The organism is Flavihumibacter sp. CACIAM 22H1, from assembly GCF_001601815.1.
In the GTDB taxonomy this organism is placed as follows: domain Bacteria; phylum Bacteroidota; class Bacteroidia; order Chitinophagales; family Chitinophagaceae; genus Flavihumibacter.
The window spans coordinates 10,666-22,831 of record NZ_LUKG01000024.1; the positions used below are offsets into that span (position 1 = coordinate 10,666).

Annotated in this window: 11 protein-coding genes; 4 read left to right on the plus strand and 7 right to left on the minus strand. The window is 45.0% G+C overall.

Translation table 11 applies throughout. The features are described from left to right. From A1D16_RS08760 to A1D16_RS08770, 3 genes are all read left to right on the plus strand, one after another. The coding region (locus A1D16_RS08760; RefSeq protein WP_290708983.1) for an NAD(P)(+) transhydrogenase (Re/Si-specific) subunit beta at positions 1–1,249 on the plus strand (1,249 nt) is incomplete at its 5' end. Positions 1,250–1,274: 25 nt separating this feature from the next. Further along, a complete protein-coding gene (locus tag A1D16_RS08765) occupies positions 1,275–2,648 on the plus strand; it encodes a hypothetical protein (RefSeq protein ID WP_290708984.1) in 1,374 nt (457 codons plus the stop codon). Positions 2,649–2,727: 79 nt separating this feature from the next. After that, positions 2,728–3,702, plus strand: a complete 975-nt coding sequence (locus A1D16_RS08770; protein WP_290708985.1) for a LysM peptidoglycan-binding domain-containing protein — start codon at positions 2,728–2,730, stop codon at positions 3,700–3,702. A gap of 57 nt (positions 3,703–3,759) precedes the next feature. Here the strand turns inward: A1D16_RS08770 and A1D16_RS08775 are convergent, their stop codons facing one another. Next, on the minus strand, positions 3,760–4,560 hold the full coding sequence (locus A1D16_RS08775) for a DUF4382 domain-containing protein (RefSeq protein WP_290708986.1): 801 nt from the start codon (positions 4,558–4,560) through the stop codon (positions 3,760–3,762). 121 nt (positions 4,561–4,681) lie between these two features. Here A1D16_RS08775 and A1D16_RS08780 point away from each other — a divergent pair, with 121 nt between their 5' ends. After that, positions 4,682–6,517: a gamma-glutamyltransferase gene (locus tag A1D16_RS08780; RefSeq protein WP_290708987.1), complete on the plus strand. Its 1,836-nt coding sequence runs from the start codon at positions 4,682–4,684 to the stop codon at positions 6,515–6,517. A gap of 412 nt (positions 6,518–6,929) precedes the next feature. Here A1D16_RS08780 and A1D16_RS08785 read toward each other — a convergent pair whose 3' ends face one another. The 6 genes from A1D16_RS08785 to A1D16_RS08810 all read right to left on the minus strand — a co-directional run. Next, positions 6,930–7,598, minus strand: coding sequence for a response regulator transcription factor (locus A1D16_RS08785; RefSeq protein WP_290708988.1), 669 nt, complete (start codon positions 7,596–7,598; stop codon positions 6,930–6,932). After that, on the minus strand, positions 7,585–8,403 hold the full coding sequence (locus A1D16_RS08790) for a sensor histidine kinase (RefSeq protein WP_290708989.1): 819 nt from the start codon (positions 8,401–8,403) through the stop codon (positions 7,585–7,587). The genes A1D16_RS08785 and A1D16_RS08790 overlap by 14 nt, the downstream gene beginning before the upstream one ends. Positions 8,404–8,412: 9 nt before the next feature. Continuing rightward, positions 8,413–9,048: a hypothetical protein gene (locus A1D16_RS08795; RefSeq protein ID WP_290708990.1), complete on the minus strand. Its 636-nt coding sequence runs from the start codon at positions 9,046–9,048 to the stop codon at positions 8,413–8,415. A 27-nt stretch (positions 9,049–9,075) separates the two neighbouring features. Then, positions 9,076–9,474, minus strand: a complete 399-nt coding sequence (locus A1D16_RS08800; RefSeq protein WP_290708991.1) for a hypothetical protein — start codon at positions 9,472–9,474, stop codon at positions 9,076–9,078. Positions 9,475–9,565: 91 nt separating this feature from the next. After that, positions 9,566–9,703 (minus strand): hypothetical protein, encoded by a 138-nt coding sequence (locus A1D16_RS08805; RefSeq protein WP_290708992.1) that lies wholly within the window; start codon positions 9,701–9,703, stop codon positions 9,566–9,568. A gap of 388 nt (positions 9,704–10,091) precedes the next feature. After that, on the minus strand, positions 10,092–12,166 hold a 2,075-nt coding region (locus A1D16_RS08810), incomplete at its 5' end, for a heparin lyase I family protein (protein ID WP_290708993.1).

The window sequence follows — 12,166 nt, forward strand, 5'->3', positions numbered from 1 at the left end:
ACTTATCGGCACCATTATCGGTACACTTGCCGCAAAAAAAGTGAAGATGACCGCTATGCCAGAAATGGTGAGCCTGTTTAATGGCATGGGAGGAGCTTGCGCTGCTTTGATTTCTATTACAGAATTTAACCACCTGGCAGAAACACTGCACCAACCGCATGATATCGTATTAGGCGATATTTTCCCATCCAGCTCGGCTTATTATACATGGGTTGGGCATGCAGTGGTGATACTGGCCGGGTTAATAATTGGCTCTGTATCCTTTTCAGGAAGTGTTATTGCCTGGGGTAAACTCAATGGGAAAATAAAGGATTTTTCTTTCAGGGGCCAGCATCTGGTGAATATAGTCCTGTTTCTGGTAGTACTAATCCTGGCTTCCTGGATGGCGGGAGTGTACGAAAATGCCAATACTACGGTGTTTTACCTCATTTTTAGCTTATCCCTTTTATACGGAGTGTTTTTTGTGTTGCCGATTGGAGGAGCCGATATGCCGGTTGTAATATCCCTGCTGAATTCATTTACCGGGGTAGCTGCTGCCTGTGGCGGCTTTTTATACAATAATAAAGCCATGTTAACAGGAGGCATACTGGTAGGAGCTGCCGGAACCCTGCTAACCATACTCATGTGCAAGGCAATGAACAGGTCTTTATTGAATGTACTGGTAGGGGCTTTTGGTGGAACCGCTGCCAACAAGGAAGCAGTTGGTAAAACCCAAGGTAATTACAAGGAGATCAATCTCTCAGATACCGCTGTTTTGCTCAGCTATGCACACAAGGTTATGATTGTTCCGGGTTATGGCCTGGCGGTAGCCCAGGCCCAGCATGCCTGTCATGAGTTGGAAAAACTTTTAACCGAAAAAGGGGTGGAAGTGAAATATGCCATTCATCCGGTGGCCGGTCGTATGCCCGGGCATATGAATGTATTACTTGCCGAGGCTGATGTGGATTACGACAATCTGCTGGAAATGGAAACGGCCAACGAACAGTTTTCAACAACTGATGTGGTGTTGGTGTTAGGGGCTAATGATGTAGTGAATCCTGCAGCAAAAACAGACCCGGCCTCGCCCATTTATGGTATGCCAATATTGGAAGTTGAAATGGCTAAAAACTGCATCGTTAATAAACGTAGTATGAAACCGGGCTATGCCGGTATTGAAAATGAGCTTTTTTTCCAACCTAAAACATCGATGTTATTTGGCGATGCAAAAAAAGTGCTGGAATCCATAACTACGGAAATTAAAAATCTCTAAGTCGTAGTTTTGTAAAAAAACAGACTTGACCATTCCAGCAGCCTTTAATAAACATATGGCCGGTGCACCCGGCTGGCAGGAAGCGGGTTTTTGTGCCATTCATGCAAGTGGTGAGCAGGTACAAAGTATCCGGCTGAACCCGCAAAAGGTAGAAGACCCTGCCAACCTCAGTTTTCCGGATCGTGTACAGGTGCCCTGGTCGGCTTTCGGTTATTATTTACCGGTACGCCCAAAATATACCCTGGACCCTTTTCTACATGCTGGTGCCTATTATGTGCAGGAAGCCAGTAGTATGTTGCTGGAACAGGCCATCCTGCAGCTGCTGCCCCAAAGAAACGGACTGCGGGTATTGGATCTATGTGCCGCCCCTGGAGGCAAATCAACCCATTTACGCTCCTTGTTGCCAGATGATTCCGTACTTGTTAGCAACGAGGTAATTAAATCGAGGGTGTCTGTTCTGGAAGAAAACCTGGTAAAATGGGGTAATAGTAACCAGGTAATAACCTGTAATGATCCACGTGATTTCAGTAAGACGGATCTGCTATTTGACCTGATAGTAGTAGATGCACCCTGCAGTGGAAGCGGCTTGTTCAGAAGAGATCCCAAAGCAATGAATGAATGGTCGGAGGAGTTGGTAGACCTGTGCAGCCAACGGCAACAACGCATATTAAGTGATATATGGCCCTGTTTAAAAGAAAATGGCTGGTTGATTTATTCCACTTGTTCCTATTCAATGCAGGAAGATGAACAGGTGGTGGACTGGATGCTATCGACCTACGATACGGTTGCAGCGCCTTTACAACTCGAAGCTGGTTGGAATATCGTTGAATCTCTATCGCCTGTAAAAAAAGGATATGGATACCGGCTATATCCAAATTTATTGCAGGGTGAAGGTTTTTTTCTAAGCGCTTTTCGCAAGCAACAGGCCACCGAAAAAAAAGCCAATCGAAAAAATCGTATCAAACTGGAGAAGGCCTCTAAACAACAGGCGCAGGATGGCCAGGAATGGCTGGAACCGGGCCTGTCTGCGTTTTATATGCTCAATGATACCATGGTTGGCATGTCCGGGCCGGTTCTAAGTGTTGTGGAAGCTTTATCGCCGCTTTATATCCGAAGGGCAGGGGTTACCATGGGAAAATGGGCCGGTCGGCAATTATTGCCGGATCATGCGCTTGCCTTAAGCCTGGATCTTGGTAAAAAGATACCTCGGGTAGAACTACCTGCGTCAACTGCATTGCAGTTCCTACGGAAGGAAGAAATTCATATGGATGGGGCCAGGCAAGGTTGGAACCTGGCTGCTTACAAAGGCCTTGGCCTGGGGTGGCTGAAAGTATTGCCCAACCGTTCGAATAATTATTACCCGAAAGATTGGCGGATTTTAATGCAATCCGACCGCTAACGGGTTCTTAACCTGCTTTTGGCTGCAATTTTGCAGAGAATGCACCATATTTGCAGGAATACTAAAATTCATAGTCCTGATGCAAAAAATGCCGATACTCTGGGTCCTGTTTTTATTTCTTTCGTTCAGTGCCATTGCACAGGCCGATCTTGAAGTGAAAGGAAACAGTCCGGATTTATATGTTCAGCATAAGGTGGCTGCCAAAGAAACCTGGTTCAGTGTTGGCCGCCTCTACAATCTTCACCCCAAAGAAATAGCGCCATTCAACAATACGGATATGAATGCCGGGCTGAAAATTGGCCAGGTATTAAAAGTTCCCTTAGTAGCTGCTAATTTTTCGCAGGATGAAAAGAAAGCTTCAGATGAAGTACTGGTGCCGGTCTATCATCGCGTTGCAGAAGGAGAGTGGATGTTTCGGGTAAGTGTTAATCATAATAAAGTTGCATTGGAGAAACTTGAAAAATGGAATGGAATTACCCGGAATCAGATTCGGCCTGGTATGGAGTTGGTGGTTGGTTTTCTTAAAGTGAAAAGAGATCAGTCTGCACTTGCTTCCAAAGCGGTTCAATCTACCGCCGCAAAAGAACCACCGGCACAATCCACCGCTCCCAAGGCACCCGTTGAGGCACCGAAAGAAGAAAAACAGGTAACGGTTGTGTCAGCCCCGAAAAACAACGATAAACCAGCGCCCGCGCCTGTATTTAAACAGGAAGAATTGCCGGCCGCGGGTGCTTCGGTAAATTTCAATGGGGGATTTTTTAAATCAGGCTTTAAAAATGGGGCCAAATCGGTAAGTGGCCAGGCTACCATATTTAGAAGTACCAGTGGTTGGAAAGATGGAAAATACTATGCGCTGATGGATAATGTTGCAGTGGGAACAATTGTTCAGGTTCGCCATACGGGCACCAATAAAACGGTGTATGCAAAAGTATTAGGGCAGTTGTCCGCAATTAAAGAAAATGCGGGGTTAACCATCCGGATCAGCAATGCTGCAGCCGCAGAGTTAGATGCGGGAAATTCGGAGGCAAGGTTTATGGTAGAGGTAAAATACTGAAAAACGCAACGATCATTAAAAAAGCCCGTCGGATCTTATACTTCCGACGGGCTTTTTTTAGTTAAGTTCAAGGTGGATCGTGTCGGCCATCGTTGTTTGTCCGAGTGTAACAGTAACTTCCTGTTGAACCGTTTTAAAAGAATCGGGTGCGGGATAATAATGCAGGGAATAATTACCTGCAGGTATATCACGAAACTGGTAATTACCATTACTGGTAGCGGTGGTTGAAATAGTGTCGCTTCCTTTCAACGCAAAAATGGTCGTAAGAATCGAATCCGGTGCTACAAATCCTTTTACAATACCTCCTGAAGGAACCATGGATAAAACCCGGATTACAGGTTTAAGAATATATTTACCACTGTTGCCTGCCGGAACAATTGATTTAGCAGCATCAAAATCCAGCACCAACCGGTATAAAACACCTCCGGTCAGGTCCGCATTTATCAAAACCTTTAAACCCGATTCCTGGGCGCTTGGCGTGGTCAGCATTTCTTTCTGGCCGTCTGCCGTTATGATGTAATTGTTTTCACCAAGCAGAAGTCGCAACTGGTTCATTTTTCCTGAAGGAAGGGTTGCATTGGCGAGTATGGTGTCCCTGCCGTTGGTAAGGTCTAACAGGTTGTATACACCTGGAAATGTACCTGATAAAGTGGTCCAGTTTTCATTTTCACCATCCATGTTCAACTGAATTTCCTTGATGTCGACCCAAACTTCCTTAATAGCTGGATTGGGGGCATCTGTAAGGCGGATTTCAAGTTGGGCCGTATTCGGATTGGCGTCATCATCCTGACTGCAGGCAGTAAAAATAATAGCCATGCCTGTACTCATCAAGATGGTTTTGAAGAGGGTCGTTTTCATAAAACTGTTGTTTAGATTCAGTAGAAGGGGTTCCCAAAACTGTTCCAATCGCTCTTTATGTGAATAAGTTTTAGGGTATATTTGTTAAAATGGCTTTAACAAAAGCTGAAATAAAAATTCTATGCGATCATTATTGCTGTTGATGTTATGGATGCCCGTTCAGTTAGTTGCTCAAAGTACACAGAAGCCCGTTTTGCACGGTAAAAACTGGATGGCAATAACGGGAAAGCCATTGGCAGCAACTGCGGGTGCTGCAATTTTTCAAAAAGGAGGAAATGCAGTAGATGCGGCCTGTGCTATGCTTGCTGCTACCTGTACAATGTGGGATGTGTTGAGCTGGGGAGGAGAAACGCAGGCATTGATCTACCATCCCGGTTTAAAAAAAGTGATCGGCATAAATGCATTAGGAGTAGCACCAACAGGAGCAACGCCTGAATTTTTCAAGAAGAAGGGATATGATTTTCCTCCTGAATATGGGCCGCTTGCTGCCGTTACGCCCGGTACACCCGGCGGGCTGTTTACGATGCTTGCTGAATATGGTAAAATGAGTTTGGCGGAAGTACTGGCGCCCGCTATGGAGCTGGCTGCCGGATACCCCATAGAGGCGCAAACCGCCAATAGTATTGAGCGGGAGAAAAAACGGATCAAGGAATGGCCTTATTCTGCAAAAGTATTGTTGCCACATGCGGGTGCACCAAGGGAAGCGCCAGAAGCAGGAGAATTATTTGTGCAGCAGCAATTGTTGCGCACCTTGGAGAAACTCGTGGAAACAGAAAAAGCTGCTTTGAAGAAAGGTAAATCGCGTAAAGAAGCTATTTATGCAGCATACGATCGTTTTTATAAAGGAGATATTGCCGCCGAATTTGTGCGGGGCTGCCAGGAGCAGGGCGGGTTGATCACGCGGCAGGATCTTGCCAATTGGAAGGTCATAATTGAAGAACCCCTCAAAGTAAATTATAAAGGGATAGACGTCTATAAATTATCGCAATGGACACAGGGGCCGATGCTGTTGCAAAGTTTGCAGTTATTGCAGGAGGTGGATCTGAAAGCTATGGGATATAATTCATCGCGCTATATCCATACGCTGTACCAGGCAATGAACCTTGCATTTGCAGATCGTGATTTTTATTACGGAGATCCTTATTTTCCACCGGCAGAACCGATGGAAGGATTACTGTCAACAACTTATGCAAAGGAAAGAGCCCGCTTTTTATTGGAAGAAAACAACAACCCGGCTATCGGGCCAGGCGATCCATATCCTTTTCAACAGGATAAAAATCCGTATCAAGACTTACTGAATAAGTGGCAGGAGCAGGGAACAAAGGAATTGGCTGCAGCCCCGGATGCAGCCTACCTCGATCAGGTATGGCGGGGTACAACCAGTGTGCAGGCCGCCGATAAGGAAGGCTGGGTGGTTTCTATTACACCAAGTGGGGGCTGGGTACCGGCCTGTATTGCAGGGGAAACTGGAATTGGAATGAGCCAGCGGATGCAGAGTTTCGTTATTGATCCTGCACTAAACCCCTTTAACGTAGTGGCGCCAGGTAAACGCCCCCGGGTTACTCTTACGCCTACTCTGGCTTTGAAAGAGGGGCGTCCTTTTCTGTCTTTTGCTGTACAGGGAGGCGATACACAGGATCAGAACCTGCTACAGTTTTTTCTGAACATAACAGAATTTGGAATGAATGTACAGCAGGCTGCAGAAGCGCCGAATTTCAACAGTTATCAGTATTGGTTATCCCTGGGCGGCAAGGATAGAAAGCCCAAACCCGGGCATTTGCTTTTGCATGAATCAACGCCTGCCTGGATCAGGAAAGAACTAACCGACAGGGGATATATTCTTCGGTTTGAAGCTCGTACATCCGGACCAATAAATGCTATTTGGTTCGATTGGAAACACCAGAGTTTCTGGGGCGGCTCCAGTAATTATGGAGAAGATTATGGTATCGGGTGGTAAGCCTGCCGGGCAGCTTTATGTCCAGGTTCATAAATTAGCCGGACAAATGAACTGAACCGTTGGTTTTCTCTTCGTATAGAGCTGTCTGTTACTATTCATGCCGTAAAAATTATCTGCAACGCTTACCCTCATTTGCGGCCATATCGTCCTATCAAACTCATTTTTCTGAAAGTATTTGTCGAACTCGATCCCAATGAAATTTCTGGTGCCACTGAACCTGTGGTGTACATTGCTGAGTAATTCCCAGCACTTGGTAATGCCCTGCTCCGTAACCTGGTGAATGGCAGGGCTGGTATAAATCAACCCATGGCAATTGGGCCTCATCGTTTAACAGCAACCAGGTATGGGTGGGATGGTTCGGTCTGCCGAAAAATGGGAGAGAGCTATTAAAATTTGGTATTTTAATCAGATGCTAATTTGCATTTACCCACCCTGCGCGGATAGAATAAAGTACCAGCCCTACCCGGCTTTTAACCTGCAGTTTTTCAAACAACGCTTCGCGATAACCGTCAATAGTGCGTTCACTGAGTTTCATGGTAAGGGCAATTTCTTTATACGTCATTTCTGAAGCGGCGTATTTTATGAATTCCATTTCCCTGTCAGATAAACGGATGGCTGGTTCTAGGGTTTTTTCTTCACGATGAATGGTATGTACCAGTTTGCCGGTAACAAAATCACTGTAATAAAATCCTTTGGTAAGTATTTCACTCAGGGCGCGATGAAGCTCTGCCTGGGAACAATCTTTTAGTAAGTACCCCCTGCAGCCCGCACGGATCATTTGTATGACGGAGGCTTCATCATCGTTCATGCTTAATGCCAGTAATTTTATAGTGGGAAACTGGCTGCTAATGGCACGGGCTGTATCCACGCCGTTCATTACGGGCATATTGATGTCGAGAATACAAATATCAGGTTCCTGTTCACTTGCCCGTAAGGCTTCCAACAGCAGCTTGCCATTGTTGGCGAGTAGTGTTACGGTAAATTCGGGAGAGTCATTAATCAAATGTGATAAGGACTCTGCGATCAGCCGATGATCGTCGGCAATAGCTACTTTATACGGCGGGTGTTTAATGGTTTCCATGATTGATTGGTTTGGGTAAAAGAATGTGAATATTCGTACCTTCTCCCGGGCTGGTTTTTATTTGTAAGGAAGCGCCTACCAGTTGGGCCCTTTTTTCCAGGTTTTTGAGTCCGGAACCTGCTTCTTTTATAGATTTTGAGCCGGCTTCTTCTTTATTAAATCCTTTTCCATTATCAGAAATCGTTAGCATAAAATGAGCAGCAGTATATTTCATTACAATGGAAATTTCTGTTGCATGGGCATGTTTCAGAATATTATTCAGGATTTCCTGGATCATGCGGTATAGCACGATTTCTTTTTTATTGTCAATCAGGAAATCCTCTCCTTCCGTTTCGAATCGGCAATTTATCATGGCCGTTTGTGCAATTCGGTCAAGTTCAAATTTGATCGATTCGCGCAGGCCATAACTCGATAACATATCGGAATTCAGGCCTTTCGAGAGCATCCGTATATATTTGATTACATCGGCCAGTATCAGGTTAGTGTCTTTGATTCTTTTAACCGATTTATGTTCTTCCAATTCTTTTTCCAGGATATTCAGGTTGATGCGGGCTACACTTAGTAATTGCCCCATATTATCGTGAATTTCCTGGCTGATATCCCGAAGCGTTTGATCCCTGCTTTCTATCTGGGTGGTAAGGACTTCTTTTTCATAGGATTCTTTCATATGTTGTTGTTCGTGCTGGAGGCGGATCCTTCTCCTTTGACTGGAAAGAATTAGATATACCACAAACCCACTGAGCGCAAGCATAATGACGACAGCTGCCGCCATGGTGTAAATGATTTCAAATTGACTGGCATTCATGGAACTTGCTTATGCATCTTCAACTGGTTTTTGGACCAGTAAGTTAATAGCAAAGGAAGCGTAAAATAACCATTCTGAGACGATCAGAAAGTTGGTAACCAGTTTTTGGCCATCGCCGCCCAGAACATTGTGCAGGCCCAGGGTTAAAAAAGAGCTAATGGAGTGGAGCAGGATACCGATTGCAATCCAGAAGCTATGACGGTAAATTGTTTCATTCCAGTTGTACTGATCAAAAAGCCGGGCAATATAAAATAATACCTGTAAAATTTGCAGCAGGCAAATCAAGCTGATAATTAAAGTGTTGAGTGAGTTGTCGGGAGGCTGCAGGTATTTTGCATTGAAGTAAGCAGCTATCCATACAAATAGTATGGATAGCCGAAAACTTCGCTTCATTCGTCCCAGTTCTTGTGCTAAGGCCAGGGTTATAAGGGTATAAAACAGGGGACGAAACACATGGTAGTAAACAAAATTATGTTTGTAGTAATAAGCCAACAGCCATTCCAGTAGTTCTCCGCCGCCGGCCACTAACAGGAAAATCAGGAAATTATAATTGGTTCGGTTTAATTGTTTTTCCCGGACAAATCCGATAACGATTCCAATGCCGATAATTACTAGTTTAATAAGTGTTGTAGTCCAATAATTCATTCCGTTTTTCCCGGGGTTTTATTCAAGTTATTTTCCGCAGATGGTAGGACACGGGTAAAATACTTTATAAATTACATCTCCGCCGTCTGCAGATTTTTCCTGCTGAGATGTAGGGGTAATTTTAGTAGCGTACAGGATAAAAACAGGGCTGGCAAATCCGGGGTCTTTCCCGTAGTAAATGGAAATTCCTTCAATGCCGACAGACTTTCTAAGATCGTCTAAAACTGAAATGGGAAGATACATTCCATTTCTAAATGTTTTTTTGAAATCAGGGTCTGCCTGGTAGTTTTTTTCAAGTTCTGCCGCCTGCTCCGGAGTAATTTTTTCTGCAACATATTTTTCATCCGTTGGAATTGGGATGGATCTGGAGGTTTTACAGGAAACCAGGACAAGCATACTAAACAGTAAGATGAATACATTCTTCATAGTAGAAATATTGAGGTTGTTAAAGTTAAAACTAAAGAAAACAGGGATAGGTCGGATGCAAACGTCTGAATGGGGGCAGCGTTGAATCTTTTTAATCGTTTTGATTCATATCTCTGTCTTGCTGTTTTTTCTGCATCAACACAACTACCATTGTTATCAGGGTAAGGCAGGCAAGGATTAACAGGAGCCATGGTATAGAGTGAACCGAAAGGTCGAGTAATCTTTTCATTGAATGATCAGGGATTTTAAGCCGGTAAGGTTGTGGCGTCTGAGACAACCACAACCATGACCGACCGAACCTGTTTAGGCAACAAAACTATTGGCTCTGCATCTATTGATCAATGGGAGAATACACCGTAAAGGGGGGCATTTTCCCCGTATAACATAAAAAAAACCTGCTTTTAGGCAGGTTCAATTGAACACATCTGTACTGCTATGAACGTTGTGTTAGTAGTGGATCAAAATAGGTAAGGCAATGGTTTCGGTAGTTTGATTAAGTTCACCCCTATTGCAAAACTAACCCCCGATTCCATCTTTCTTACCGTGATTAAACCGGTATTTCGGGGGGTATTTTTCCCGTTTCACCGGTCGGGTAGCACCCGACCGGTGAAACGGAATTAATGCACCACCACAATTTTTTGTTGAACCTGGTTGCCTTTTTCATCCCGGATCAGTAGAAAATAGGAGCCGCTGTTCCAGTTTTTGGTTTCTATTTTCAGGGTTTGTCCCTGTTGATATGTCGTTAGTTGACGGCTCACTAATTTTCCGGCATTATCAAATACCTGAACATGTAGTTTGCCCGCAGCAAACTCCGATCCGATAGTTACCTGCACCCATTGATTCGCCGGATTTGGCTGCACTTTCGTAAGGCTGGCTGCATTGGCTGAAACGGCAGCTTCTATCGGAGCGGTGGTACGTTCTATAAGAGCCGCAGTTCCACTACCCGTGCTGATGGCAGGGTAGTAGATGGTGGAGTTCAGGTTGTCAAAGGTAGCTTTTGGCCACATGGTACGGGTGGTACGATACAGGTAAGTATAAGCCAGTACCCAGCTAGCGCCATTGTCTTTCGAATACTCCAGCAGGAAACTGTCGCCCTGGCGACGTATCCTTATAAAATCACCGGTTGCAACCACGGCATCGGTTAAACGATATAGGAACCAGCCCGGGAAATCGCCGGCGTACAGTCGTCCATTTGCCACGCCCATCCATATTTGTCCGGGTGTATAAATATGTTCCAGGGTGTCGTCGGTATCGAGGGCAACAAAGGCACCCGCCGATTGACGGCCAATGGTAATCTGCAGACTAAAATCGCCGTTTATCGGTTGTCCTACAGCTGCGGCCGTAGAATTGGGTAAATTACCGCCTTTCCAAACATATTGCATGGGCTGGCTGGCCCCACCTCCAAAACGAGAATAATTTACCATGGTCATTACCGGAGCCAAAACATTGATTACAACCGTATCGCTGGCGGTAGCATTGTTATCGTCAGTAACCTGGAAACGATAGCGATAAGTTCCCTGCTCCAGGTTGGTAAGGGTAATTGTATTTTGGCTGGGAGCAGATATGTCACCACCTGCCGGGCCACTGATCTTCGTCCATTGACGGGCGTATACAGACCCGTCGGCATCAGTAGAAATGCCGGTGAGTTGGGTGCGGGTAACGGGTATATTCAGGAACTGGTCAGGACCTGCATTGGATACCGGTGGAATATTAGCAGCGGCTTTAACGACAAAATCTTCCAGGCGGTTAGCTACATTCCCAAACTTGATTTCGTCAATAAAGAGGGTGATTTTCGAGGCATCCGGGCGAATCGTCCAGTTGCTTCCAAAAGCCCATTTATAAATTCCCATCTGGATATAGGGTTCCTTACTGTGGAATGCATCGTCTTTCCAGTTGCCGCCCAGGTATTGAAAAACTAACTGGCCATTTTTATACAAACGTACATAACCCGAATCGGCACTCGTGAAGTTTCGGTTTAATACCCAGTCCTCCCATACATCTTTAACAACCGGGCCTACATCCGTATTGTTCGTTTGAGTAGTACCGTTAGGACCAACCCTGGTTAGTACGAATTTATAACGGCCGTTCTCCATCCAAAGTGCATTGGGTTGTGGCCAGTCATCATCTACAGCTTTTGTATTGAACAATATGCTGGTGGGAGTATTGAAATCAGTGTTATAAGAAGGAATAAAAGTAGATGCTGCCACCCATCTTAAGCCTAATACAGGACGATTAAATGCATCGGTATTACCTAAAATACCCAACGGCGAGCCGGCAGGCAGGAAGTTCCATACCAGTTCCGACTTAAAATAAGGCCAACTGTTACCGGGCCCATCATTTAATTCAAATTTGTAAGCAAATCCGCCTGCTCTTTTTTGTTCCGCACTTCGTACTACAGAACTAACAGAAGGGTCGCCCTGGAAATGAGCCCACTGTACCGGCGGCTGCAGGTTGTAATCCATCGTAAGATAGGGCATACCCGGAATTTCGCAGTTATCATAAAAAATGTAACTGGCTAATTGCTGTTGAGGTTGTTCTGGTTGTTGCGGCGTTTGCCCCGCAATAAACTCAGTAGATGCAGCAGCTGCACTGCCAAATTTTAATTCGTCTACAAACAAAACAACCGGCGCTAGTTCTGCTGTATTATTTCCTATTACCTGGTTAATATTAGCAGCCCATCCGTAATTAGCAG

Coding starts and splice junctions, on each gene's coding strand:
- A1D16_RS08770 (WP_290708985.1), top strand. CDS start 2,728: ATGCAAAAAATGCCGATACTCTGGGTCCTGTTTTTATTTCTTTCGTTC.
- A1D16_RS08775 (WP_290708986.1), bottom strand. CDS start 4,560: ATGAAAACGACCCTCTTCAAAACCATCTTGATGAGTACAGGCATGGCT.
- A1D16_RS08780 (WP_290708987.1), top strand. CDS start 4,682: ATGCGATCATTATTGCTGTTGATGTTATGGATGCCCGTTCAGTTAGTT.
- A1D16_RS08785 (WP_290708988.1), bottom strand. CDS start 7,598: ATGGAAACCATTAAACACCCGCCGTATAAAGTAGCTATTGCCGACGAT.
- A1D16_RS08790 (WP_290708989.1), bottom strand. CDS start 8,403: ATGAATGCCAGTCAATTTGAAATCATTTACACCATGGCGGCAGCTGTC.
- A1D16_RS08795 (WP_290708990.1), bottom strand. CDS start 9,048: ATGAATTATTGGACTACAACACTTATTAAACTAGTAATTATCGGCATT.
- A1D16_RS08800 (WP_290708991.1), bottom strand. CDS start 9,474: ATGAAGAATGTATTCATCTTACTGTTTAGTATGCTTGTCCTGGTTTCC.
- A1D16_RS08805 (WP_290708992.1), bottom strand. CDS start 9,703: ATGAAAAGATTACTCGACCTTTCGGTTCACTCTATACCATGGCTCCTG.